Origin of the sequence: Thalassolituus sp., assembly GCF_034111725.1 — a bacterium.
Classification (GTDB): domain Bacteria; phylum Pseudomonadota; class Gammaproteobacteria; order Pseudomonadales; family Oceanobacteraceae; genus Thalassolituus.
In genome coordinates, this window is record NZ_JAWUWR010000071.1 from 1 (window position 1) to 24,088 (window position 24,088).

Here is a 24,088-nt window from a genome sequence, read left to right on the forward strand (position 1 = left end):
TGATACAGATCGTGATAGGCCTTTCTCTCGTCCATTTTAAAGTCGTTTGTGCTTTTTAATGGGCCTTCTTCTAGCATTAAAACTTTGAATCCCGCTTCAGCTAGAATTTCGGCCGTTGTAACGCCCCCCGCACCAGTACCAATAATGACGACATCAGCCTCTAAAATTTGACCGTCATTTAAATCAGCTGCGTCTTCTACATTCCAGCCGCCAGCAATCCCTTCAAGAATTGGGTCTGGGATGCCGGCAACCATTGGTATCGGCGGTGTACGATTTGTCTTCGGTTGCATACATACGTCTCTTTATTTTCGAGTGATGATCGATAACCGTCACTCGTAGTTATTTTTTTGCCGTCGTTACGGTTCTATTTTTAGGCGGATACAGGTGTTGGAATTTTCACTGGCGGACCTGGATAACCCGTTGTTGGGAAGTTTTCCGGTTGTGAGTACCAAGAAATAGAGATTAACTTACACAAACCGCTATAACCCATACGTTTAATTTGTAGGCTACTGTGTTTCCAGCTATTCAAAAAATCATCAGCATCTTTAACGCTGGCATCGCTCCACGATCCCCACGGGGCGCCAGTAGCTAAACGCAGTGGTGCAGAGTTCATTAAATCGAACATCATTAACAATTCACCACGGGCATGGCCTTGTAATGTATTGAGAACGGAATCCAGCTGCTTTAACAGGCGCTCGCGCGCGTTGACGCCTAGCGGGCCTGGATATGCCTTGACCAAAACGGCGGGTGCTAATGCGCCGATAAATAGCAGATCGCCTTCGCGCAGCACTTTGTAGCCTTGTGCTGTTGCTGGTTTTTTACTGCAACCTGTTAGTGTCGCTATACCCGAGCCTATTGCTAGTGCGGCGGTACCTGTAGCACCGAGCTGCAGAAATCCGCGTCGTGATGTTTCTATCATGCTGAATCTTGCCTTCTAACGGATAAATATTTTATAAAAATTTCTTGTGTCGCGCGGTTCCATAGTGAGAGTAAATAAACTTTCGCTAAATCAATACGCTCCAAATACACTTATGATGATTATCCTAGAATCATATCTGCTGCTTTTTCTGCGATCATAAGGGTAGGAGCTGTGGTATTTCCTCCTACGAGGGTTGGCATAATGGATGCGTCAACAACACGTAATCCTTCAAGTCCATGCACTTTTAGCGTGTCATCAACCACCGCCATATCGTCATGCCCCATTTTACAAGTACCTACTGGGTGATAAATGTTATCGGCTTTTTTACGAATGAAATCTCGAATTTCTTCGTCTGACTGAACATTTTTGCCAGGGAAGATTTCGTCGCCACGCCAAGGGGCGAATGCTTTTTGAGCAAAAATTTTACGCACGGATTTTAGCCCGCGAACCATACCTTCAACGTCATCTGGATGAGCGAGAAGATTAGGATCAATCAGAGGGTAACTGTTTGGATTTGCATCTTTTAACTTAATAGTCCCGCGGCTTTTTGGACGCAGCACGCAGGCATGACCTGAATATCCATAACCAAAAGTAAACGATAAATCGAGACCATGATTGTCCAATCGAACGCAACTCATGTGCAGTTGTATGTCGGGAATGCTTTCTTCCGGACGCGATTTGATAAAACCGCCTGATTCAGCAACGTTGGAGGTTAGAATGTCGGTCTTCTTAAAAATATAATTGTATAGAGCAATAGGCCCCTTAACGAATAATACTTTAGGTGTTATGGCAATAGTGTCCGAGCGCTTACTTTTTTGAACCACTAAAATATCAGGATGATCTTGTAGGTTTTCGCCGACACCGGGTAATTCATGGATGACAGGAATGCCATGTTGTTCTAATTCAGCCTTAGGGCCGACACCTGATAGTTTTAATAATTTTGGTGAGTTGATTGCACCACCAGATAAAATGATTTCAGCACCTTTTAATACCGAAATTTTTCTTTTTTGCGCAATTTCAACACCGATTGCACGTTTGCCTTCAAACAGAATTTTATTAACAGATGCTCCTGTCATTACTGTTAGATTAGGGCGATTCAATACCGGATGAAGATAGCCTCTAGCAGCGCCAAAGCGCTCACCATTCTTCTGGAATACTTTAAATAAACTGACGCCTTCTGGTTTGTCTGTATTTAAATCATCTGTAGCCGGATAGCCTGCCTCAATACCCGCATCGACAAATGCTTTACTAACCTCTAACGGCGACTGTAAATCGGCAATGTTAACTGGGCCGCCGACACCATGAAATTCGTTGGCGCCGGGCTCATAGTTTTCGCTGCGTTTAAATAAGGGCAGTACGTCATCATAGCCCCAACCCTTGTTGCCCAGTGACTCCCAATGGTCGAAGTCCCACTTATGACCACGGGTATAGCACATAGCATTAACCGCAGAAGATCCACCTAAGGTTCTACCCCGAGGAATGAATACACGACGATTATTTAGAGCCTTTTGAGGTTCAGTCCAGTAACGCCAATTGCGAGTCAGTGAGCGCATCATGAAAATAATGCCAGCGGGTACTTTAATGAAAATACTATTATCAGCTGGGCCTGCTTCTAGTAAGCAGACTTTATTATTAGGATCTTCTGACAGACGATTGGCTAAAACACAACCTGCTGCACCAGCGCCAACGATAATGTAATCAAATTTCATCTATTTATTATCCTCAACGATAAAAAATTTAACGGAATGATGGCTATAAATAATGTGCCTAACGTCATATGCAATTTCTCTGGGTGCACTATCGATCGACTCGATATAGCGCTCACTTATCTTAATTCGTTACCAAGATTAGTTAAAAACTCCAATTTTCTTATCTAACGAATAAATATTTTGTGAATGATTTTTTGTATCGTGGTTCCGTAGGGTGGGTAGATAAACTTCCCACTATTGAAGCGCCCTTTACGGTGAACCGGTTTGGCTTTGGACAATGCCACAAAGCCTTCTTTGCCATGATAATGCCCCATACCCGATGGGCCAATACCGCCAAAAGGCATGTCATCTTGAGCGATGTGCATCAGAGTGTCATTGACCGATACGCCGCCAGCGTGGGTGCGATTCAGCACTCTATGCTCTTGTTCTTTATCATAACTAAACAGGTAGAGGGCTAGCGGACGGTCACGATCGTTTACGTAGTCGATAGCATCTTCTAAAGTCTTGTATGGGATCAACGGTAATATTGGGCCAAAAATCTCATCCTGTAGAACTGTCATATCGTCGGTTGCACCTTGCACAAGATGCAACGGCATTTTACGTGTGCCGCTGAAATTTTCTTTGGCTGGATTGACCACCGTAATGCGGGCGCCTTTCTCTTCAGCATCTTTTACCCAGGCTTGTAAACGCTGGTGTTGGCGGTCGTTAATGATGGCGGTGTAGTCGTTGTTATCACGTACGTTCGGGTACATTTTTGCGAATGACTTTTGATATGCCTTAACGAAGGCCTCTTCTTGATCTTCGGGAATCAAAACGTAATCTGGCGCAATACAGGTTTGCCCAGCATTTAAGGATTTACCAAAACGAATACGGTCAACCGCGTGCTGCAAGTTAGTGTTGGGCGCAACAATCGCAGGTGACTTACCACCTAGCTCTAACGTTACAGGAACCAAGTTCTTCGCTGCCGCCGCCATGACATGCTTGCCGACAGCGGTTGATCCGGTAAATATCAGGTGATCCCACGGCTTCTCTGAAAATGCAGTCGATACGTCGACTTCACCTTCGATGATGGCTGCGTAGGATTCGTCGAAAACTCCGTCCAGCAATAGCTTTAGAGCTTTGTTGGTCGCGGGCGTAAATTCCGACATCTTGATCATAGTGCGATTGCCAGCCGCTAAATTGGTTGCCAAGGGCACAAGCGCTAGTTGTATCGGGTAGTTCCACGGCACCATAACACCGACAACCCCTAACGGCTGGTAGACAACTTGGTTATATGACGGGGCAAATAACATGCTGACGTGGCGGCGTGACGGCCTCATCCATTTACGCACGTTGTTAATCATATAGTTGATGCTTTCAACTGTGATCATGATTTCAGCGACTAAGGTTTCATCTTTTGAGCGGCAACTAAAATCTTGGTTAACAGCACTGATGAGCTTGTCTTGGTTGTCGATAATGCCTTGCTTCAAACGACGTAGTTGTTCTACCCGTTCTTCAGGGGAGGGCATGGGATGGCTACGAAATGCCTGTTTCTGTTGAATAAACAGAGTCCGCAAACGTTCAATTTCACGATCCGGCGTATGTAAATCGGTAACCGTGGCAACCATAGCTAGGCTCCTCAGTAAGCTGTGAGTGTTGAGACTGCGGACCTAAGTGTCAGTGCTTATAGGCTAAATATCAGTCAGAGATTGCATTATTAGAGTTATTACTCTAAAACGTCAACCCATAGAGTATTAATTAGCCACGAAAGCCATGTCATATGACAATATCGGCGTAATCAGACAGGGGCGGAGTAATTCATGAGTACGAAAGCGCGCATTCTTGATGCGAGTTTGGCTTTGTTTAATGAATCAGGTGAACGCAACGTGACGACCAATCACATTGCCGCGAACCTAGGTATCTCGCCGGGCAATCTTTATTATCATTTCAAAAACAAGCAGGCGATTATTTATCATCTGTTTCTACGCTACGAAGAACGCGTGCTGACGATCTTGCAGGTGCCTTCGGAGCGCCCATTGCAGGTAAACGATAAACTACATTACTTGCGCGAAGTATTTTCTGGTCTGTGGGATTACCGATTCTTGCATCGCGATATGGAGCATTTATTGAGTGCCGATCCCGAGCTACACAGTCGCTATCGCCAGTTTTTCCGTCTTTGCCTTGACCGTGTTGCTGAAATTTTTCGCGGTCTAGATCAAGTAGGTATCATTGCCGCTAACGAAGAAGAAGTGAGAGGCTTGGCGTTAAACACTTGGATTATTGTTACCTCGTGGTTTTCATTTCTGCGTTGTAATCTTATCGGCGGCGATAGTCAGTCTATTTCACAAGAGATGCTACAAGGTGGTATCTATCAAGTGTTCAGTTTGGAGCGCCCATTCATAACGGATGCCTATCTAGCCCCGATGGATGAGTTACAAAAGCAGTTCGTTCCTAAACCCGATTGGCTAGAAGCAGAGTAGTTAATGGCTGGCTTGGGTAGCGGCGATGCTCAGCTTGTTGCGAAGCGAATAGTCCTCCTGTTTGTTATCGCCTTGCTCTCAGCATGCAGCGTTTCTCCTGAGAGCGCCCTTGAAGATTACGCCCAGCGAGTTGCGCGTGTTCTTAATGTTGAGCTTGATGCAGAGCAGTCGTTAGATCCCTTGCCGAAATTACGTATTCAAGATAATCGTATCGAGGTTCAAACCACGCAAATTAACCTCCTCGATTTTTTACGGCTGTCGTCGTGCGAGCTAAGCCGTGTGATTGGCCAGCGCAATAGTTCGCTTGGTAAGCTCGCCTTGCCCAGTCAGCGTTTGCATATGGAGCGTGATTTTTTATTACTAGGCCCTGCCTGCGTGCAGCAGTTAGAGCAAACACAGCCGGAGCTAGCCGAGACTTTAGCGTCGGTATTAGTCGCCAAACGTGCGGAACGTATGGATAGCTGGTGGAATGCTTGGTTTACCGGCCATGAATGGCAAAGCTTGATTAGTCCTGCTACACAACCTGTGCCTATTGCTCCAGCGTCGGCTGATAACCTCGATGTTGCCTTACAGGTGTTCGATTATCTTCTTCAGCAAGGTAACCGCTGGCAGGGTCAGCAGTTTGGCTACGATGATGCGGAAATGGAGCTGCAACAGCAGCAGTGGTTGCTGAGCGAAGCGATTGGTCAGTGGCTGCAAAGTCAGCGCCTATTAACTCGCGTGAATAATCAGGTTGCGGAACTGCTGGAGTATCGTACTAACGTAAAATCATTGTGCTTAGTAGGGCGCAGCACACCAACAGCCGATATTCTCAATAATGTGTTCTATAAATATTATGCCGGAGTATTGCAGCCTTACATGAGTCGAGTTGATCGTTTTGGCACGGCAATCATGTTTGATCTCAATGCCGTTCGAACACTCGTACCAGCTCCTGATGCATACCTTACTTGGTTGCAGCAAGTGAGTGTAGAGAGAGATAAGTTGACGCGTTCTCATCAACGTCATGTAAAAGCTTGGCAGGGAATTCTTAGCCAGTGCGGACTAATGCCTACCGGCGTAAAGGGCGCCTCTCATATATCGGATAACTAGCGGTTACGTCGGCATTGTCATTAGCTCATTGCTGCGTTCTAAGGATGGCAGTGGGAGGCTTAGCAGGGCTATGCTAGCCTATTGTTTTTATTGGCTGGACACTCGTTATGCTAAATTTTCTACGTTGTAGCTGTGCGCTTTTTGTTTTGTTGGGTACTGGCAGCGTTCACAGTTTTGAATCTCGCGGTCATGCCATCATTTGCCAAATTGCATATGACCAGCTCACGCCAAAAACTCAAGCCAAGGTTGATGCTTTGGTGTCTTTGTCTCCGAACCAAGCTTTTTCAACAGGCTGTAGCTGGCCCGATAAAGTGCGAGATCAAACCGCTTTTAAGCACACTAAACCTTGGCACTATATTAATGTTGATCGTAGCGCTACATCGGTCAATGCGGATGATTGCCCGCGTGACGGCTGCGTTGTGTCTGCAATTGCTGAAATGGAGGAGCGTTTAGTCAAAGCCCCCGCAACTGATTGGCAGGCGTTATTTTTTCTCGGCCACTTTATTGGCGATATTCATCAACCCTTGCACGTTAGTTACGGGGATGATTGGGGTGGTAATAAAGTTAAAGTACATCTGGATAATGAAAAAACCAATTTGCACGCCGTTTGGGACGGCCGCATGTTCAACACTAAAGAGGCTTACATTCGTCAGCAAAAGCGGTTAATGAATAAATTAACGGCGGAGGATCTTGCGCTCGCTAATAATTTAGATGCCTTAGTGTGGGCGAATGAATCGTATGCAGTTACACAGGCTATTTATCAACATTTAGATGCGCCAATTGCCTTAAATCGCGACGAGTTAACTGATGAGCGCGATTTACTTGAGCTTCGTATTGGATTAGCAGCATTGCGTTTAGCCCATGTACTGGAAACTTTATTCGGTTCCTCCACGTTAAATCCCTGATCAATGTGAACCATTGACACTGCTACTTTGATTCGTTGTAGTGAGTAGGTTATGTAAGTGCAACCGGCTCTTGCCGCAGATAGGTCTTAGATGTTCTTCATTTGTTAAGGGATTGGATATGAAATCACTGGTTACTTTTAGCGCATTGCTTGCGCTTTCCGCACCGACATTAGCGGCAACTGATACGCGCATGGTGTGCCAGCATGAAGGTAGTGTGCGCCTTATTGAGGTGATATACAGCGGCGACTACGATGTGCCGTGTGACGTGCGCTATACCAAGGACGACGGTGTGCAAGTGCTATGGTCTGCGGCTTTTGAAGTTGGCTATTGTGAGGCTCAAGCGGCGGCATTTGTAGAAAAGCAACGAGCGCGGGGATGGTCATGTGATGCTGAAGCGATAGACGATGCGGAAACTCCAGCGGTTGACGAAGCGCAAGTTAGCAATACGGATAATGGTTTAATGGCGGATCTGCCTGAGTCTAATTGAATAAAAAACGAGTGCGACCTTTAACGGATGCGCACTCGTATGTATCGGTTATCTCAATAGCGCTGCGGTATTAGCTAAGGCAAATTACGAATATTTGTATTAGTTGTCGTTATCACTGATCGGCGCAGGTAAATCTTTCGGTATTGCGCCAATGGCGCGTAAGCTGATCGCGCACAACAAACCGGTTAACTCAATTTGCTGATCGGCGGGCATGGTTTTTCTAGCATCAAGGCTAGCGCTGATATCTGGGTTATCTCCTTGAACTGGGAATAATGGACCAATTAATGATTCAGCTAACAAACCAACCAATGCCGCTGCGCTAACGCTTGGGTTTTGGTGAGCGAATTCTCCAGTGCGAATACCACCCTGAATTAAGTCTTCAAAAATCTCGGCGTATGCCAACCGATATTTTAGACGTTCGACCTCTACAGATGGACCAACAGGCTCAGCAATGAGCGCATAAGCCATTCGCGGCGCGCGCAAGGCACGTCGAGTATATGTATACACGGCTCGCTCTAAGCGTTCTGCTGCTTTATCGTTTTCGCCGTCGGCTTTACTGGCGTGAAACACCATAGTGACTTCATGCTGAGTAGCATAACGAAAGACTTCTACTGAAAGCGATGCATTGTCTGCGAAGTAGCGTTGGGCCAGATCAAATTCTACCAAGGCACGTTCGGCGGAAGCTTCAAGTGTGGCGGCGGCAAATCCACCTTCAGCGACTAATTCGCGCGCACCTTTAATTAGGCGTTGATAAGTATTCGCTTTGTGATCGGTATCCATATAAAGAGTGACAGTCTATTTAAATATGTAGGGTCTGTTATGACCGTCATGTTAAAGGGAATAACACCCAAATCACAGCAATAGTAAATGCGCCGACAAAGATATTCATCGGGATACCAACACGTAAAAAGTCGCTGAATTTATAGCCGCCAGGGCCATAAACCATCAAGTTCGTTTGATAGCCAAGCGGGGTTGCGAAGCTAGCGGATGCCGCCATCATAATGGCCAACACGAAGGGTTCGTGTGCCAGCCCGAGTTTATCGGTCATTTCCAAGGTGATTGGCAGCATAAGCACTGCGGCAGCATTGTTGGTAATGATTTCCGTCAGAATCGATACGGTAACGTAGGTCAAAATCAGCATTAGCCAAGGTTTATAATCGCTCAGCAGTGCAATATTTTCTGCAAGCATAGCGGCGACACCGGTTTTCTGCAGTGCCGCACCAAGTGCGAATGATGCCGCGATGGTAATGAGTACGGTTAAATCTAGGCTACGTTCAGCTTGATTAGTGTTCAAACAGCCGGTAACGATCATTAATCCAGCGCCAATCAGTGAGGCATCAAGCATATTAATGATGCCTAGGCCTGCCGCACCGACGACCGCTATTAGAATCCCCCAAGCTAAATAGGCACGATCATGCTGTGGGGTTTCTTTGCCTAAATCACTGATCAATAAAAAGTCACGATTAAAGCGTTGGCGACTAACAAACGCCGGGCGCGCCTCAAGTAGCAAAGTGTCGCCAGCTTGCAATTTAATTGTGCCTAGACTGCCTTGTATGCGCTCACCATTTCGAGCAACAGCAAGCACCACGGCACCATAGCGATCACGGAAACGGGCATCGCGAATTGCTTGGCCGATTGCTGCGCAATGCGGAGATACAACTGCCTCTACCAAACAGCGCTCTGGGCGAGATTTACTAAGTGCGGTTTCATCTTGAGTGCATGATGGCACGATACCGTTGATGCGTAGCAGTTGTGAGATGGCTTGAGTCTCACCCGCGAAGACAAGGCGGTCGCCCCCTTGCAGCGTTACCTGTGAGGAAACCGCCGTAAGTACAGTGTCGCCGCGCTCAATTTCAACCAAATACACTCGGCGTAAGTTACGCAAGCCGGCCTCTTGCACGGTTTTACCAACGAGAGGGCCATCAGTAGCAACGGAAACTTCTAAGGTGAACTCGCGTAAATCGGTAAAAGCTTCTTTTTGTTGATTGGCCTTAGGTAGCAAATAGGGGAAAAACAACAGCATGAAGGTGCCACCAGCGATGGCAACAGGTATACCAATGAGGGTGATAAAAAATAAGGAGAATCCATCGCTACCAGTCAGCGTTTGATATTGGCCGTTCACAATTAAGTTTGTGCTCGTACCTATCATGGTGAGTGTTCCGCCCAAAATAGCGCTGTAGCTCAGCGGAATCATTAAGCGCGAAGGGCTAATTCCGATTTTCTGACACCAAGCGTGAATCGCTGGAATCATAGTGGCGACAACCGGTGTGTTGTTCAGGAAGCCACTGAGAAGTACGACAGGTGCGTAAATTCGCAGCATGGCTGAACGTAAGGTTGTCGGCGTTCCTAAAACTCGATTTACGAGAATGTCGACACCACCAGAGGCATGAATGCCAGCGGCCACCATAAACATAGCTGCCACGGTGATTAAGCCACTATTGCTAAAGCCAGATAGGGCTTCGCTCGGCGTTAAAATACCGGTGGCACTAAAAATAGTGAGTGCGGCCATCATAACGATATGAGGGCGAACATTAGTAAAAATTAGGGTGCCTAGCACCGCAACGGTTACAAGAATAGAAAGCGAGGCCTGCCAGTCCACTCTAATACACTCCAATACAAAGATGACGCACATCATAACTCACGCGGAATATTTCACATTAGAATAAAATCCCCTTAATTAATACGATTCAGTTGTAAGTCATTGAGCAATTTTGACCATGTTCATCATAGGGTCATAGAGTAGCCAATAATTTGTGGTAAAACTCTCGTATGTATAGTCAGCCGTGTAACAAGGAAGATCCATGAAGACCATTGTTCAAACCATGCGAGTGCCGTTTCTGATTTTGCCGCCTATGTGTGTAGTAGTCGGTGTGGCGTGTGCTTATCGGTTGGGGGCCAGTATCTCAGCAGTTGATGTTGTGTTGATTTTGCTCGGTGCTTTATTAGCCCACATCAGTGTGAATATGCTGAACGAGTATCAGGACTATCGCAGTGGCTTAGATAACTGCACTATTCGCACGCCTTTTAGTGGCGGCAGCGGCGCATTGCCGTCGCAACCCGAAGCCGCCAATGCGGTCTTGCTTGGGGCGGTAGCGACGTTAGTTGGGGTCGCTGCTATTGGCTTTTGGTTCGCGCTACGAGTGCCGGAAATATTGCCATTAGGTGTTTTGGGTGGGATTATTATTCTAACGTACACGCGTCAGATTAATCGTTCGCCTTGGATGTGTTTAATTGCTCCGGGCTTGAGCTTCGGTTTGTTGATGGTGTTAGGAACAACCTTAGTGTTGGCTGAGCGCATCGATACGGCAACGATACTCGCAGCGCTGGTGCCTTTCTTTTTGGTTAATAATTTACTGTTACTGAACCAATTTCCAGATTTAGAAGCGGATGCTGCGCATGGTCGTAAGCATTTCCCGATTCAGTACGGTATTGCCGCCAGTGTGCGCATGTATCGTGTGCTAAGTTTCGCCACTGCCGGTGTGGTTGTTTTAGCGGTGGGACGTGGCGATTGGCCTCTTTGGAGTTTACTCGCCTTGCTTCCTTGGACTTTAACCTTAGTTAGTGCGAAAGGAGCAAGTGAATACGGTAAGACGATAGGCCAACAGCCACAGTTTATGGCGATGAATGTTGTGGCGACGGTTGTGACTCCGCTAGTGCTGGGAGTGACACTCATCCTCGGTTAAATGGGATGAGTGAGGAGGTATTAAGCGCTTCCTTCAGTTTCTTGATCGTCGCTAGGCTTTTTAATCAAGCGCGATGCCAATACACCTGTTTCAAACAGTAGCCACATAGGTACTGCCAAAATAGTTTGAGATATGACATCGGGGGGGGTCACTAACATACCAACAACGAAACAGCCTAAGAAGATATAAGGGCGCTTTTCGCTAAGGGCTGCAACCGTGGTAATGCCACTGAGTACCATTAAAAATGTCGCAATTGGAATTTCAAAGGCGATACCAAAAGCAAAAAATATTTTTAAGATAAAATCTAAAATATTAGTGATGTCCGGCATGATGGAAATACCAGCGGGCCCTACGCCAGTGAAAAATCCGAATGCCAGCGGTAGCACCACAAAATAAGCGAATGCGATGCCGCTATAAAATAAAACGATGCTAGAAAGTAGCAGCGGAATACCAAATTTTTTCTCGTGCTGGTATAAGCCTGGTGAAATAAAGGCCCAGACTTGATGCAATAAATACGGCACGGATAAAAATACCGCCAATACTAAGGTAAGCTTAAACGGTACTAGAAAAGGCGAGGCGATCCCCGTCGCTATCATCTGGCCACCCTCAGGCATAAGTGACGATAGCGGTTTTACTAAGATCAAATACAGATCATTGGCGAAATAAAATAGACTTAAAAAAATAACGAGAATTAGTAGTACTGAACGCAGTAACCGATTACGTAATTCGACGAGATGGCTAACCAGCGATTGTTCTTGATCGTTCATGAGGACGTGTCGGTCGATTTAGGATTATCTTGCGGATTATCAAGTTGGCTTGGTTCGGTTTTCTCGGCGATATTATTTTCTAGTGGGGTAACATCTTTGCGCAGACGTCCAGGATTGGTAATGTCTTCGTCGAGGAAGGTTGCCATAGGGTCGCGTAATTTTTGCTTAAGTTCTTCTGTTCGAACCTGTCGTTCGAGATCTTCTTGGAAATTATTCACGGTGCGACGCACGCGACCAACCAGCAAGCCAATGGTGCGAGCAGCTTTGGGTAGGCGTTCAGGACCCAATACCAATAGTCCTAAAACCCCGACGACCACCAGTTCCAGAAAACCGATATCAAACATCAGGCTTTGTCCTGATCCTTGGTTTTGCTGAATTCAGCATCTTTTTTCAGACTTTCGTCTTTCTCTGCATCGTTATGAGAGATCGTTTTTGTATCTTTTTCTTCCGGTTCTTCGTTCATGGCCTTTTTGAAGCCTTTTATTGCGCCGCCAAGATCACCACCAATGTTTTTTAATTTTTTGGTGCCAAAAATCATAATGATAATGGCTAAAACTATAAGCATTTGCCAAATACTGATTCCACCTAACATGGAGTTACCTCACCTTAAAATGGGTTAAAAGCCCGGTAATTTTGCACCGGCTAAAATATGAAAATGCATATGGAAGACTTCTTGCCCGCCGCCTTCACCAGTATTGGTGATGGTGCGATAGCCGTCCAGTTGCTGCTGCTGCGCAATTTTTGGGATAGAAAACAGCAAGTGCTGCATCAAATTTCCGTGTTCTGCGCGTAAGTCGTCTAAATTCACGACATGTTCTTTGGGTATGACCAACAAGTGCGTATCGGCTTTGGGCGCAATATCGTGAAATGCAATCACTAGGTCATCTTCATAAACGACTTTAGCTGGGATTGAGCCCGCTACGATCTTGCAAAAAATGCAGTCAGTCATAATGGCTTACTTCTCAGTGCGTGAGGCTTTTTCTTCTAAGCCCGACATATTAAAACGACGTGCTAGTTCATTTATTACGGCTTCGGGGCGTTCGCCCAGTTGAGCGAGTGCCACTAAGGTATGGAACCAAAGGTCAGCGGTTTCGTAAATAACATCACTGTTATCGCCGCTGCGCTCAGCATCTTTGGCGGCCAAAATTGTTTCTGTCGCTTCTTCCCCGACTTTTTCTAAAATTTTATTTAGACCTTTGTGATACAAGCTTGCCACGTAAGAGGAGTCGGCGGATGCGCCTTTACGTTCTTCTAGGATATCGCCCAAGGCTTTTAGTACATCGCTCATAGCAGTCTCCTAGTAGATGTCTTTTGGGTCTTTTATAACGGGATCAACCGTAACCCAGTCGTTGTTTTCAAATACGCGATAGAAACAGCTCTCGCGTCCTGTATGACAAGCAATGCCACCTAATTGCTCAACCATCATAACAATTACATCGGCATCGCAATCAAGGCGCAATTCATGCAACTTTTGGACATGACCGGATTCTTCACCTTTACGCCATAGTTTTTGCCGCGAGCGTGAGAAATATATAGCACGCTGTTCTTGTGCGGTTAGCTCTAAGGCTTCGCGATTCATCCAAGCCATCATCAAGATACGCCCGCTTTTATAATCTTGGGCAATCGCCGGAATTAAACCATCGGCGTCCCATTTTACGGCATCAAGCCATGTCATAGTGCTAAACCTTTCTATCAAACCCAATGTCACTTATGGCAATTGAGCGGGTTTCTTTGGGGATGGCAGAATACCGCAAAGCGATGCGCTCTGGGTAGCTCCCAGCTGTTGCTTTAGGCTTTCAATAGCAACCACAGAATACCAACACCTGTGAGGCCTAAGCCCGCTAGTTCTGGAATGGCCAATGCATAGGCTTGCCACCAAGCAAACAAGCCACTGACTAAGGTTAGGGTGCCTAACGTTTGGTGCCGTTTTTGTTGTTGCTGTTGTGCTAGTGCAAGGCTGAGTTCGCGGATCTGTTGTTGCATTGCAAGCTGGTTTTCGTCCATATGATTCAGGCGCGATAGGGCACCATGGATAAGGCCGGGAATTTGCGGTGCTTTTTCCACCCAGCTTGGTAACTGACGCTTAAATTCTTTCCATGCCGCTTTAGGGCCAAAACGCTCACGCATCCAACGCTCAAGATACGGTTTTGCCGTAGTCCATAGATCTAGCTCGGGATAGAGCTGACGGCCCAAACCTTCGATATTAAGTAAGGTTTTTTGTAGCAACACCAGTTGCGGCTGAACTTCCATGTTGAACCGTCGTGCGGTGCTGAATAGTTGAATTAGCACTTGGCCAAAGGAAATCTCTGATAGAGGTTTTTCAAATATAGGCTCACACACACTGCGTATCGCTGCAGCAAATTCATGTACTTTGGTTGATGGCGGTACCCAGCCAGAATCAACGTGGAGCTGCGCTACTTGGTGGTAGTCTTGATTGAAGAAGGCCAGCAAGTTCATGGCAAGGTAGTGCAAGTCTTCTTCGGTAAGACTGCCGACAATACCGCAGTCTATAGCAATGTATTGTGGGCTGTCTGGATGTTCGCGTGAGACAAAGATATTGCCGGGATGCATGTCTGCATGAAAGAAACTGTCGCGGAATACTTGGGTGAAGAAAATCTCAACGCCACGTTCCGCTAGGACTTTCATATTGGTATTTTGTGCGTATAACTGATCGATATCGGCGACGGGAATACCAAAAATACGCTCGCTAACCATCACCTTGTTACGCGTGTACTCCCAGTAAACTTCTGGAAAATACAACAACTCAGAACCAGCAAAATTACGGCGTAATTGTGTAGCGTTGGAGGCTTCGATCTGTAAATTCAGTTCGCCGTAAATAGTATGGCGATAGTCTTCGACGACCTCTTGTGGCTTTAGGCGACGACCTTCTGCGGAATAGCGCACGACTAAGGCTGCCATAAATTCGAGTAGTTGTAAGTCGCGTTCAATCGTTTTTTCAATACCTGGGCGAACAACCTTTACGACAACTTCTTTCCCTGCTTCCGATCCTTCGCCAAAAAGGCGTGCTACGTGTACTTGGGCAATGGAGGCAGAGGCCAATGGTTCGGGTGAGAATTCAGCGAATAGAGTACTGATTTTTTGTCCTAGCTGATCTTCAATCAGCGCCATCGCGACCTTAGAGGAAAACGGTGGAACGTCGTCTTGCAAGCGCTTCAGCTCTTTAACGATGTCTTCTGGAATAAGATCAGGACGAGTCGATAAAATTTGACCAAACTTAATAAAAATTGGCCCGAGGGCTTCAAGCGCTAGGCGTAATCGAGCGCCGCGATTGAGTTTTCTTGGCACTGGATAAAAACGCCAAGGTGCAATCCACAATAGTATGCGCAAGCTCAGCGGAAGCTGATCCATAGGCACTAAGCTATCGAGACGATAGCGCGTAAATACGAATAGGATTTTCCAAAGGCGCCAGAAGTTTGCCACGTTTATTCCTTGTTGGTCGCTTGCTGTTGCAGCTGAGCGATACGAGCGCTAAGTCGGTCGGTGGCTAAGCGCAATTCATCAACGTCGTTGGAAAACTGGCGTGCTAGCGGTTCCGGTGTAATTAAACGAGCTTCGTCTTCGAGGTAATCTTTACCCGCTTGGCGGTAGGTGACACGGGTCGTGCGGCCCCAGCCAAACATATTGCGCAGTCCTTTACCCAGTTGGTGCGCAATAACGCCGCCAGTCACTGGGCTAATTACAGCTTCCCAATCAATATCGAGCTTTTGCACGATACGGGTTACGGCTAACGCCAGTTCAGTATCGCCATCCATACCAATATTGCTATTGATCAGCTCACTCGCTTTGTCTTCGGCGCGAGCTAGGCGGATAAAGTCTTTCATGCTGCCACTTAGTGTGACTTCGGTATCCACATGGTCGCTACTCATGCCTAGTTGAATGCCGTTATCGAGCAGGCGCACAGTGATTTTGGCAACACCAATAATAGTTATACCCAATAAACGACCCTGATGATGCCCAAGCGCGGCGATAGCAGCGGCGTCATGCTTCAGAATGTTATTGATGGCTAACTCTGCGGGAATACAGAGTGCTTGCCCCAGTACCGCGTTAACCATTAAGGTTTGATACCACGATGCAGTGCAACCACGCCACTGGTCATATTGTGGTAGCTACAGCGCACCAAACCAGCGTTCTCCATCATACCCTTCAAGGTTTCTTGATCTGGGTGCATGCGAATAGATTCGGCTAAGTATTTGTAGCTTTCAGAATCGTTGGTGACCAGCTTGCCCATAAAAGGAAGCGCTGAGAATGAATAGATATCGTAAGCCTTACTCATGAGCGGATTGGTTGGCTTAGAAAATTCTAGCACTAATAAACGACCACCAGGTTTTAGAACCCGCGCCATTGAACGCAACGCGGCATCTTTGTCGGTAACGTTACGCAATCCAAAGGCGATGGTAATAACGTCAAATTTATTATCTTCGAACGGAAGGCATTCAGCGTTGGCCTGAACGTACTCGATGTTACCAACATAGCCTTGGTCGGTCAGCCGATCACGACCCACATTCAACATTGAAGAATTGATATCAGCGAGCACAACCTTGCCTTGCGGACCAACAATTTTAGAAAACTTCTTGGTTAAATCACCGGTGCCACCGGCTAAGTCTAATACGGTATCACCTGGGCGAGCGCCGCTCATATCAATGGTAATTCGTTTCCACAGACGGTGAACACCAAACGACATAAGATCGTTCATTACATCGTATTTAGCCGCTACAGAATGAAAAACGTCAGCAACCTTGGCCTGTTTCTCTTGCACGGCAACGGTTTCATAACCGAAGTGTGTAGTTTTATTGTCTGACATGCGAACCTCCCATGGTGGAATCCTATTCTAACGGCCAGAGCTAGGAATGTCTTCTTTCTACATAACCGGAATACTTCGGGGGATGGCATCTTTGCACCTATTAAATAGGATGCCTGTGGGGCAAGCTGTGTCGCTATCAATAAAAATTGAGGAAAATATCCATGTTTACCATAATGAATAAAGCAGCAACTTTGGTGTTTTGGGCGCTAGTGCTGACGGCTACGGTTCAAGGATGGACTGGAGTGGCGGGTTGGTTGCCGACAATTGGGCTCGTGGTTGCAGGTATACACGTTTTAGAAGTGCTGTTCTTTTTAGCCGCCTTCCGTTCTAAAAGTACCAACCTACGTTTGGATGCTATTCAAGTATTTGTTTTTGGGATGTTCCACTTACAGCGTTTCATGCCGAAGAAGTAATTACTCTCCTACCAGCGGATAGATTGAGCCAGTTGATTGATTGCTACTTGTGTACGCAGTAGCTGAGACGTTACTGGCTTTAATTTACTGCTATCTAACGTCAGATAGGGATGCTTAGGTGAAGTAAAGCTGCCTTGCGTTTCTATAGCACCAACCGCGGTAACCGCCAATCCCACGGAAGCGACTGTCGGCCACTCGGTACCTTGATATTGCATATCTTGATAGGCCATCATCGTCGCCGCTAGGGCGTTGGGAAGATGCCATTTTTTTGCTAGCAAGGTCGCCGCATCGCTAGTATTAATGCCAAGCGTTTCGTTTAGTAATTCATTTAATACCAAGTCCTCGTTAGTTTGCTTACGCAAAAAAGCTTGATTTGTTTCTTGATGAAAATTATGCACTAAAAATAGCAAGCCGAGATTATGAAATAGGGCTGCTGTGCGTGCTGTACCTATGTCGATGGCTGGTGGCGGTGTAATGCAAGGTATAAGTAGGGTGGTTGCTTCGGCAATTAAGAGGGTACGCGCCCAAAATTGTCCTGCATGGAAGTTCGGGCAACGCGACGTGTTAAATGGAGAAGACACAGCAAGTGCTACTCCAACACTTCGAACAACATTTAATCCCAAACGCGTGCAGGCAGAATCGAGCCGAGTGATTGGGCTGGCTGGTGCAGACCACGCTGAGTTTGCTAGGGCTAAAAGTTTGGCTGCTATGGTTGGGCTTTGTTCAAGAATGGTTGGTAACTGATCTATTGCGAGATTTGGCTGGGCGAACGCTTTTAATAAATGTGTGGTGCCAATCGACATCATCGGCACATCCGATTGAGGAAACGCTTGCTCAAACTCTAGTGCCGAATTAAATAGTTTCGTCATTAGCATCACCTTCTCACGGTTATGACCATGAGCGCCGTTGGGCGAGAATAACAATCTGGCTCGCTTCTACTGGGCGGCTGAAATAGAAGCCTTGGCAAATGTCACAACCAATGCCTCTGAGCGCGATCACTTGATCACCTTCCTCGACACCTTCAGCGACCACACTGTACCCCAACGCATGTGCCATGCCGACGATACTACCTAGCAAGACGGAGGATTCTGTATCGTTAAGCATATCGACGACAAATAAGCGGTCGATTTTCAGGGTATCAATGGGTAATTGTTTTAAAGATCCCAATGAAGAATAACCTGTGCCGAAATCATCAATTGCAATCTGCACGCCAAGGCTACGCAGTGTATTAAAAATATCAAGCGTATTCCCCTTCGTTTGAATTACGCTTTCTGTAACTTCTAACTCGAGTTTTTCCGGCGGTAAGCCGGTGTCAGCGAGTACGTTTTGTACGGTATTGATCAGCCTGAGGTCATCAAAATGCAATGGCGATATATTGACCGACATTTGCATCTCTGTAAGGCCTAAGTTATGCCACTCTAAAAGCTGGTTACAGGCTGTTTTTAGTACCCACTCACCAAGTGTCCGAGATAAACCTATACGTTCAATGATAGGGATAAAATCATTGGGTGGAATCATTCCTTTGACGGGATGAAGCCAACGAGATAATGCTTCTACACCAATAATTCTTTGCGATTCAAGATCAATTTTGGGTTGGTAATATAAAATAAATTCTTCGCGCTCAAATGCTAAGCGTAAATCTTGCTCTATTTGTAAGCGACTTTCTGCCTGCAAGGTGAACTCAGGACGATAAAAGGCGTAGCGATGCTTACCATTAGCCTTGGCGGCATACATAGCACTATCGGCTGCTTTTAGTAAGGCTTGAATGTCTTGCCCATCGGATGGGTAGTGTGCGATACCGATACTGCCACGCGGGCGTATTTCTTGTTGACCTAACATTAATGGCTGATTAATAACGTCGAGGCACTTTTTAGCCGTTTCTGCTGCGTCCAATTGATCGACGATGTTTTCAACAATAATACAAAATTCATCACCACTAAGACGTGCTACAAAGTCGGTCTCTTTTACGGCGCTCTGCAGTCGCTTAGCAATGGCACTTAATAAATTATCACCACAGTCATGACCAAGGCTGTCGTTAACGTCTTTAAATCCATCAAGATCTAAATACAAAATCGAAAACATTTCTTCGCGACGATTGGCTGATTTAATCACCTCATCTAGGTGTTTATAAAAATAAGCACGACTAGCTAGGCCTGTTAAAATATCGGTGTAAGCAAGTTGACGGATGCGTTGATCCGCTTCTTTTTGTCTTGTGATATCTTGAACTGTACCGAGTACGACATGCAGGTTTTCCGGTAGTACGCCAATATCTTGATGAATAATGGTAATTCGATCTTGGTTGCTTACTAAGCGATAATCTGAGGGGTGGACTAGTTCACCTCTGAGTGCTGATTTAATACTTTCATGCACATATTGGCGGTCTTCCGCATGCACGAACTTTAAGTAGTCTGCCAAGCTACTAATTTCTACCGTTTTTTCGCTATCCAGCATTTGGCAAAGCTGATCAGAGGCTAAAAATTTATCTTCATCAGCGTGCCAGCGCCAGTAACCTAAGCCAGCAATGCGTTGCACACTGAGCAGGCGCTCACGACTTTCGGCTAATTCGCGTTGATTTCTAGCAGAGCGAATTTGAAAACGAATTTGATGGAAAAGAGAACCGAAGTTAATTGGCTTGCTGACGAAGTTAGATGCGCCGACGTCGAAAGCGCGATCAACTGAATCAATGTCATTTAAACCAGTCAACATGATAATAGGGATATCCGATGTGGAAGCTGACTCTTGTAACGACTTACACAGGTCAAATCCACTTAAAATAGGCATTAATGCATCGAGTAAGATAAGTTCAGGTCGCGCATTCTTTAGATAGTTGAGAGCTTGCTGTGCTGAGCTGGCTTCATGAATAATAAAACCTGCCCCTTTTAGTGATTCTCGAGCGAGTAAGCGAAATTCATCGTCATCATCAACTAATAAAACTGAGAATTTCTCGTTATCTTGGTGATGATTCTCTATCGGGGGCGAGATGGTCAACTTTATTTCGGTAGTGGTAATTACCTCGCTCAAAACCGAAATGATATTAGGTAATTGTTGCGTTAATGATTCAATGTTTAGGCTAATTACATCGTCATCTTCGCGCAATGCCGCATCTTCGATTTTTTGACAAATATTGGAGAATTTCAAAGCTCCTAGGTTTGCACTTGCTGACTTTAAACTATGAGCGGTCAATCGTATGTTTTCGTATTCGCTATCTTTCTCGCTGGATACCAAAAACCGCACTTTTTCTGGCGATTGCTCAATGAAGAAGTTAATCGATTTTCCGATGATGTCGCGACCAGTAGATAGCGATAGAGACTTCAATTGATCAATAGATTCTTTGTCTAAAATATTACTAAAATCACTAACTTTTACGTCAAGTGCATCTTCTTTTTTAATGTTATCAATATTGTTTTTCTTATGATTGTCTATATCTTCTTTTACTTTTAGCCAATTAGAAAGTGTAGCGCTAAGACGATCTTGATTAAATGGCTTGCTCAAATAATCATCCATACCCGCGTCAATACAACGATCTATAATGCCTTTTTGTACATCTGCTGTTAGGGCTATAATCGGTGTTCTCTTGGCCTGCTGTTCAGCTTCTAAGTCTCGTATGCCAGAGGTCGCCATAAAGCCATCCAACTCTGGCATATGACAATCCATCAGAATTAAATCGTATTGATTGTCGGTAGCCATATTAATAGCTTCGATACCATTATTTGCCACATCAACACGACAACCAATCATCAATAGCAAACCAATCGCAACCTCCTGATTGACTGGATTATCCTCGGCTAGCAGTACCTTGGCGTTAAATTGAATACGATGTACTCGGTTAATTGTTGCTGGCTCGGTGGTAAATTCGCTGATGGCATCGCATAGGCTTTCGTATAGTTGTTGCTGTCGCACTGGCTTCGCTAAAAGACGCATAAACTGGCTATTAGCCCGCAGCTCTTCGCCACAATTTTCCGTCGATGAACTTAACATGATGAGTTTGGTTGGCATAATAGCCGAATCATCACTGATTAATTGTGCGAGTTTTGGCCCATCCATTTTAGGCATGTGCCAGTCGAGTATGACAACGGCAAAAGGATCATTGTGATCACTTGCTTCACGCAGTTTCATTAACGCGCTTTTGCCGCTGTAGGCTTCGCTATAGCGCATTCCCCATGAGGATAATTGGCTGTGTAGTATGTCGCGGTTAACATTGTGATCGTCGACTACTAATATTTTCACCCCAGCTAACACATCGTTACCATAGCTTATGTCGTCATGGTCTTGGGCAATATCGAGTTTCACGGTGAAGAAAAAGCGAGATCCTTGGCCAAATTTGCTCTCAAGTTCGATGTTGCTGTCCATCAAGCTAACGAGGTGCTGTGATATCGACAAGCCTAATCCGGTGCCTCCATACTGACGTGTGGTTGATCCATCAGCCTGATTAAAAGCGTTAAAAATATGGGATTGTTTATCGGCTTTGATACCTAAGCCGGTATCCGAGACTTCAAAAAAGAGAGTTGCTTGTTGGTAATCGTTAAATAAAACGCGTGCGCTTAGTTTTACTTCGCCGCTATCGGTAAATTTCACGGCATTTCCTAGTAAATTCACAAGAACTTGTCGCAATCTAACCGAATCACCTTTAACTTTTATTGGTAAAGTTGGCGATATATTGGCGACCAGATTCAATTTTTTTCGATGGGCTTGATGGCTAACTAATTCCAGCGCATCGTCGAGTAGTAAACGTAAATCGAAAGTCTCGATAGATAATTGTAACTGACCAGCTTCAATTTTTGAAAAGTCTAAAATGTCGTTTATGATTGACAACAGAGATTCTGCCGAACGATAGGCTGTAGCCGCAAGTCGCTGTGCTCTAACATCCAAACCTATGTCGAGTAATAACTCAGTCATCCCTAATACACCGTTCATAGGTGTACGAATTTCATGGCTCATGGCGGCTAAAAATTCGCTCTTCGCTCTGCTGGCTGCTTCCGCTAATTCTTTTGCTTCCTGCAAACTTGCAGTACGTTCGATAACTTTTCTTTCTAAGTCATCACGATACTTGCTCAATTTATTATCACGCGCTTGTATCTGTTCTAGCATTTCATTAAAGCGTTGAATGAGTACTCCGATTTCATCATTACGACGTTGCGGTACCTGGAAGTTATAGTCTTGGTTATCTGCGACTTGCTGCATACCAGCGACTAATTCTCGGATTGGTGCTGAGAACATGCGCTGCAATCGATTCGATAGAAAGTATACTAGGACTAATATAACTAAAATTAGTAATAGCGCGATGAGTATGTAATTTGTGATATTGACATATAGGTTGGTTAGGCCAGCTTCGATATATACATATCCAATAATTTCGTCATCAATTGAAATTGCTTTGAATGAAATCAGTTTGTCTAGTGTGAATATTTCTAAGCTACTGGTGTTAGATTCAAGCCCCAGAATAAGTGGGGTGATATCTATATTTATATTATAATGATTTTCTTTTTTTTCATTATTAGAAATATTAATACTTGAATAATTTCTGTTGTACATTGTGAAAATATTTGCATCGCGACGGATAAGTGCTGCCTTTTCGATGGAGATTTCTGCGCTAAGCGAACTGAGAAGTTGCTTTGCAGTTGCTTCGTCATCAAAGCTTAATGCTGCTTTAGAGTTTGTCGAAATGAATTCTGACAGCACCTGAATTCGCTGATTTAACGCTTCTTTATATGAAAAATATTCTAGAGTAATAAATCCGGTTGAAGCGAGAATGAGTGCTGATGCACTAATTTGCACCATTGCCCGGCGTAGTTTCTGCGCAATACTACTATGCTTGGCGCGCGTCATTTTGAGGACTTCCTATCATCGATGCCGACAATTTCGGCGAGTTCTAATAATGGTGCGGCGATAGATAATCCAGCCTGTTTTGCTTTTGCCGAGTTTATTTTAAAACCGATGTTGCGTTCGCCTTGAACAAATTCAATCATACCACCGTTGACAGCAAACTCGCTGCTGTCGCTGAGAGTGAGCGTCGCCTCACTATTGAGCCGTTGAATGATTTGTCTAATAAAGGCTTTTTTGGAGTCACTAATAAAAATCAGTTGGCAGGCCTTGTTGATGTCTTCGGATTGTGAAAAGTAGAAGATTTGAATGGGATGTCCCTTAACTTCTCGTTTTCTTAAGGGTTCTAAGGCATCGCCAAAAACGTTTTCACCCAAAACGCAGATAGCGAAACTATTTGTTTTTACTTCTTGCTCCGGCCAAGTGACGAACCGTGTCAATTTATATAAAAGCGCTGCTTTTAATTTATATTCGGCTGTTGCCTCTTCCTCAGCTTGAACAGCTAAAGCGAAGCAATAAAAAGATAGGCATAGAGTTACGATTGATCGCAATAATATCAATACACTAGAGGTTTTTAAGTGGGCCGAAAAGTAAATAGCCAAGTCTCCTATGCCGGCTTAATTGCGTTATTTAAAGTATTGTTAAAATTCTACCTTTACTTGAGCATAAAGAGATCGTTCTACTTCGCTGCGTAAAATATAGTATTCGCCAATAAACTCTGGATGACGATTGTCAAATAAATTTTTACCAACCAATGAAAGCTCGATATTATTCTTAGGCAGCCAGGCAAAGCGAGCATTTACGCTGGTGTATTCTTCTATGCTGTCTTCACGGGTGGCAGATAATGTTGTTGAATCCAAGTGACTTACATATTTGGCCCATAAATCGAATGTCATTGATTCGTTGATGTCATGTATAGAGCGTAAGGCAGCCTGGTGCTCAGGACTACCGCCTTCGAGTGGCACAGGACTAAATATATCGGTGCTATCTGCATCTCTCTGCGTGCGCACAGTTA

Annotated in this window: 24 protein-coding genes and 1 pseudogene; 6 read left to right on the forward strand and 19 right to left on the reverse strand. The window is 45.2% G+C overall.

Features of this window, described 5'->3' with window-relative positions; all coding sequences use genetic code 11:
• From UXZ23_RS12120 to UXZ23_RS12135, 4 genes are all read right to left on the reverse strand, one after another.
• Positions 1-290, reverse strand: a 290-nt coding sequence (locus tag UXZ23_RS12120; protein WP_320820825.1) for an FAD-dependent monooxygenase, incomplete at its 3' end; no start/stop codon positions are given.
• Between the two features lie 80 nt (positions 291-370).
• Positions 371-919, reverse strand: coding sequence for a twin-arginine translocation signal domain-containing protein (locus tag UXZ23_RS12125; RefSeq protein ID WP_320820826.1), 549 nt, complete (start codon positions 917-919; stop codon positions 371-373).
• A gap of 119 nt (positions 920-1,038) precedes the next feature.
• Positions 1,039-2,628 carry a choline dehydrogenase gene (locus UXZ23_RS12130; RefSeq protein WP_320820827.1) on the reverse strand — a complete coding sequence of 530 codons (1,590 nt, stop codon included), beginning with the start codon at positions 2,626-2,628 and terminating at the stop codon, positions 1,039-1,041.
• A gap of 164 nt (positions 2,629-2,792) precedes the next feature.
• Entirely contained in the window at positions 2,793-4,235 is a 1,443-nt protein-coding gene (locus tag UXZ23_RS12135) for a coniferyl aldehyde dehydrogenase (protein WP_320820828.1), read from the reverse strand.
• 192 nt (positions 4,236-4,427) lie between these two features.
• Between UXZ23_RS12135 and UXZ23_RS12140 the strand changes: the two genes are divergently transcribed.
• From UXZ23_RS12140 to UXZ23_RS12155, 4 genes are all read left to right on the forward strand, one after another.
• On the forward strand, positions 4,428-5,087 hold the full coding sequence (locus tag UXZ23_RS12140) for a TetR/AcrR family transcriptional regulator (protein WP_320820829.1): 660 nt from the start codon (positions 4,428-4,430) through the stop codon (positions 5,085-5,087).
• A gap of 3 nt (positions 5,088-5,090) precedes the next feature.
• A complete protein-coding gene (locus tag UXZ23_RS12145) occupies positions 5,091-6,176 on the forward strand; it encodes a DUF3080 domain-containing protein (RefSeq protein ID WP_320820830.1) in 1,086 nt (361 codons plus the stop codon).
• A 107-nt stretch (positions 6,177-6,283) separates the two neighbouring features.
• The gene (locus UXZ23_RS12150) at positions 6,284-7,081 is read left to right on the forward strand and encodes a S1/P1 nuclease (protein WP_320820831.1); all 798 of its coding nucleotides are present in this window, start codon (positions 6,284-6,286) and stop codon (positions 7,079-7,081) included.
• 118 nt (positions 7,082-7,199) lie between these two features.
• Positions 7,200-7,568 carry a hypothetical protein gene (locus UXZ23_RS12155; RefSeq protein WP_320820832.1) on the forward strand — a complete coding sequence of 123 codons (369 nt, stop codon included), beginning with the start codon at positions 7,200-7,202 and terminating at the stop codon, positions 7,566-7,568.
• Positions 7,569-7,667: 99 nt separating this feature from the next.
• Here the strand turns inward: UXZ23_RS12155 and UXZ23_RS12160 are convergent, their stop codons facing one another.
• Positions 7,668-8,348 carry a TetR/AcrR family transcriptional regulator gene (locus UXZ23_RS12160; protein ID WP_320820833.1) on the reverse strand — a complete coding sequence of 227 codons (681 nt, stop codon included), beginning with the start codon at positions 8,346-8,348 and terminating at the stop codon, positions 7,668-7,670.
• Positions 8,349-8,394: 46 nt separating this feature from the next.
• Positions 8,395-10,167 (reverse strand): SLC13 family permease, encoded by a 1,773-nt coding sequence (locus UXZ23_RS12165; RefSeq protein WP_320820834.1) that lies wholly within the window; start codon positions 10,165-10,167, stop codon positions 8,395-8,397.
• Positions 10,168-10,369: 202 nt separating this feature from the next.
• Here UXZ23_RS12165 and UXZ23_RS12170 point away from each other — a divergent pair, with 202 nt between their 5' ends.
• A complete protein-coding gene (locus UXZ23_RS12170) occupies positions 10,370-11,251 on the forward strand; it encodes a prenyltransferase (protein ID WP_320820835.1) in 882 nt (293 codons plus the stop codon).
• 20 nt (positions 11,252-11,271) lie between these two features.
• On the opposite strand, the gene tatC is transcribed toward UXZ23_RS12170, so the two are convergent.
• From tatC to ubiE, 9 genes are all read right to left on the reverse strand, one after another.
• Positions 11,272-12,018 carry a twin-arginine translocase subunit TatC gene (gene tatC / locus UXZ23_RS12175; protein ID WP_320820836.1) on the reverse strand — a complete coding sequence of 249 codons (747 nt, stop codon included), beginning with the start codon at positions 12,016-12,018 and terminating at the stop codon, positions 11,272-11,274.
• Entirely contained in the window at positions 12,015-12,362 is a 348-nt protein-coding gene (gene tatB, locus UXZ23_RS12180) for a Sec-independent protein translocase protein TatB (RefSeq protein WP_320820837.1), read from the reverse strand. Before tatB ends, tatC begins: the two co-directional genes overlap by 4 nt.
• On the reverse strand, positions 12,362-12,610 hold the full coding sequence (gene tatA, locus UXZ23_RS12185; protein ID WP_320820838.1) for a Sec-independent protein translocase subunit TatA: 249 nt from the start codon (positions 12,608-12,610) through the stop codon (positions 12,362-12,364). The genes tatB and tatA overlap by 1 nt, the downstream gene beginning before the upstream one ends.
• 24 nt (positions 12,611-12,634) lie before the next feature.
• The gene (locus UXZ23_RS12190; protein WP_015485423.1) at positions 12,635-12,967 is read right to left on the reverse strand and encodes a histidine triad nucleotide-binding protein; all 333 of its coding nucleotides are present in this window, start codon (positions 12,965-12,967) and stop codon (positions 12,635-12,637) included.
• A 6-nt stretch (positions 12,968-12,973) separates the two neighbouring features.
• Positions 12,974-13,306 carry a phosphoribosyl-ATP diphosphatase gene (locus tag UXZ23_RS12195; protein WP_320820839.1) on the reverse strand — a complete coding sequence of 111 codons (333 nt, stop codon included), beginning with the start codon at positions 13,304-13,306 and terminating at the stop codon, positions 12,974-12,976.
• 9 nt (positions 13,307-13,315) lie between these two features.
• On the reverse strand, positions 13,316-13,693 hold the full coding sequence (hisI, locus tag UXZ23_RS12200) for a phosphoribosyl-AMP cyclohydrolase (RefSeq protein ID WP_320820840.1): 378 nt from the start codon (positions 13,691-13,693) through the stop codon (positions 13,316-13,318).
• A 113-nt stretch (positions 13,694-13,806) separates the two neighbouring features.
• A complete protein-coding gene (ubiB, locus tag UXZ23_RS12205; protein ID WP_320820841.1) occupies positions 13,807-15,459 on the reverse strand; it encodes a ubiquinone biosynthesis regulatory protein kinase UbiB in 1,653 nt (550 codons plus the stop codon).
• Positions 15,460-15,461: 2 nt separating this feature from the next.
• On the reverse strand, positions 15,462-16,091 hold the full coding sequence (locus UXZ23_RS12210; protein WP_320820842.1) for an SCP2 domain-containing protein: 630 nt from the start codon (positions 16,089-16,091) through the stop codon (positions 15,462-15,464).
• Positions 16,091-16,840 (reverse strand): bifunctional demethylmenaquinone methyltransferase/2-methoxy-6-polyprenyl-1,4-benzoquinol methylase UbiE, encoded by a 750-nt coding sequence (ubiE, locus tag UXZ23_RS12215; protein ID WP_320820843.1) that lies wholly within the window; start codon positions 16,838-16,840, stop codon positions 16,091-16,093. Before ubiE ends, UXZ23_RS12210 begins: the two co-directional genes overlap by 1 nt.
• Positions 16,841-17,001: 161 nt before the next feature.
• On the opposite strand from ubiE, the gene UXZ23_RS12220 reads away from it, so the two are divergent.
• Positions 17,002-17,253, forward strand: coding sequence for a DUF1145 domain-containing protein (locus UXZ23_RS12220; RefSeq protein WP_320820844.1), 252 nt, complete (start codon positions 17,002-17,004; stop codon positions 17,251-17,253).
• Positions 17,254-17,261: 8 nt separating this feature from the next.
• Here the strand turns inward: UXZ23_RS12220 and UXZ23_RS12225 are convergent, their stop codons facing one another.
• From UXZ23_RS12225 to UXZ23_RS12240, 4 genes and pseudogenes are all read right to left on the reverse strand, one after another.
• Positions 17,262-18,122: an HDOD domain-containing protein gene (locus UXZ23_RS12225; protein WP_320820845.1), complete on the reverse strand. Its 861-nt coding sequence runs from the start codon at positions 18,120-18,122 to the stop codon at positions 17,262-17,264.
• A gap of 19 nt (positions 18,123-18,141) precedes the next feature.
• Entirely contained in the window at positions 18,142-23,079 is a 4,938-nt protein-coding gene (locus tag UXZ23_RS12230) for an EAL domain-containing protein (protein ID WP_320820846.1), read from the reverse strand.
• Positions 23,076-23,675: a YfiR family protein gene (locus tag UXZ23_RS12235; protein ID WP_320820847.1), complete on the reverse strand. Its 600-nt coding sequence runs from the start codon at positions 23,673-23,675 to the stop codon at positions 23,076-23,078. The genes UXZ23_RS12230 and UXZ23_RS12235 overlap by 4 nt, the downstream gene beginning before the upstream one ends.
• Before the next feature lie 39 nt (positions 23,676-23,714).
• Positions 23,715-24,088, reverse strand: a pseudogene (locus tag UXZ23_RS12240) (hypothetical protein); the annotation flags it as partial.

Excerpts from the sequence above, each read along its gene's own strand:
- UXZ23_RS12125 (WP_320820826.1), bottom strand. The coding sequence starts at position 919 with ATGATAGAAACATCACGACGCGGATTTCTGCAGCTCGGTGCTACAGGT.
- UXZ23_RS12130 (WP_320820827.1), bottom strand. The coding sequence starts at position 2,628 with ATGAAATTTGATTACATTATCGTTGGCGCTGGTGCAGCAGGTTGTGTT.
- UXZ23_RS12135 (WP_320820828.1), bottom strand. The coding sequence starts at position 4,235 with ATGGTTGCCACGGTTACCGATTTACATACGCCGGATCGTGAAATTGAA.
- UXZ23_RS12140 (WP_320820829.1), top strand. The coding sequence starts at position 4,428 with ATGAGTACGAAAGCGCGCATTCTTGATGCGAGTTTGGCTTTGTTTAAT.
- UXZ23_RS12145 (WP_320820830.1), top strand. The coding sequence starts at position 5,091 with ATGGCTGGCTTGGGTAGCGGCGATGCTCAGCTTGTTGCGAAGCGAATA.
- UXZ23_RS12150 (WP_320820831.1), top strand. The coding sequence starts at position 6,284 with ATGCTAAATTTTCTACGTTGTAGCTGTGCGCTTTTTGTTTTGTTGGGT.
- UXZ23_RS12155 (WP_320820832.1), top strand. The coding sequence starts at position 7,200 with ATGAAATCACTGGTTACTTTTAGCGCATTGCTTGCGCTTTCCGCACCG.
- UXZ23_RS12160 (WP_320820833.1), bottom strand. The coding sequence starts at position 8,348 with ATGGATACCGATCACAAAGCGAATACTTATCAACGCCTAATTAAAGGT.
- UXZ23_RS12170 (WP_320820835.1), top strand. The coding sequence starts at position 10,370 with ATGAAGACCATTGTTCAAACCATGCGAGTGCCGTTTCTGATTTTGCCG.
- tatC (WP_320820836.1), bottom strand. The coding sequence starts at position 12,018 with ATGAACGATCAAGAACAATCGCTGGTTAGCCATCTCGTCGAATTACGT.
- tatB (WP_320820837.1), bottom strand. The coding sequence starts at position 12,362 with ATGTTTGATATCGGTTTTCTGGAACTGGTGGTCGTCGGGGTTTTAGGA.
- tatA (WP_320820838.1), bottom strand. The coding sequence starts at position 12,610 with ATGTTAGGTGGAATCAGTATTTGGCAAATGCTTATAGTTTTAGCCATT.
- UXZ23_RS12190 (WP_015485423.1), bottom strand. The coding sequence starts at position 12,967 with ATGACTGACTGCATTTTTTGCAAGATCGTAGCGGGCTCAATCCCAGCT.
- UXZ23_RS12195 (WP_320820839.1), bottom strand. The coding sequence starts at position 13,306 with ATGAGCGATGTACTAAAAGCCTTGGGCGATATCCTAGAAGAACGTAAA.
- hisI (WP_320820840.1), bottom strand. The coding sequence starts at position 13,693 with ATGACATGGCTTGATGCCGTAAAATGGGACGCCGATGGTTTAATTCCG.
- UXZ23_RS12210 (WP_320820842.1), bottom strand. The coding sequence starts at position 16,091 with ATGGTTAACGCGGTACTGGGGCAAGCACTCTGTATTCCCGCAGAGTTA.
- ubiE (WP_320820843.1), bottom strand. The coding sequence starts at position 16,840 with ATGTCAGACAATAAAACTACACACTTCGGTTATGAAACCGTTGCCGTG.
- UXZ23_RS12220 (WP_320820844.1), top strand. The coding sequence starts at position 17,002 with ATGTTTACCATAATGAATAAAGCAGCAACTTTGGTGTTTTGGGCGCTA.
- UXZ23_RS12225 (WP_320820845.1), bottom strand. The coding sequence starts at position 18,122 with ATGACGAAACTATTTAATTCGGCACTAGAGTTTGAGCAAGCGTTTCCT.
- UXZ23_RS12230 (WP_320820846.1), bottom strand. The coding sequence starts at position 23,079 with ATGACGCGCGCCAAGCATAGTAGTATTGCGCAGAAACTACGCCGGGCA.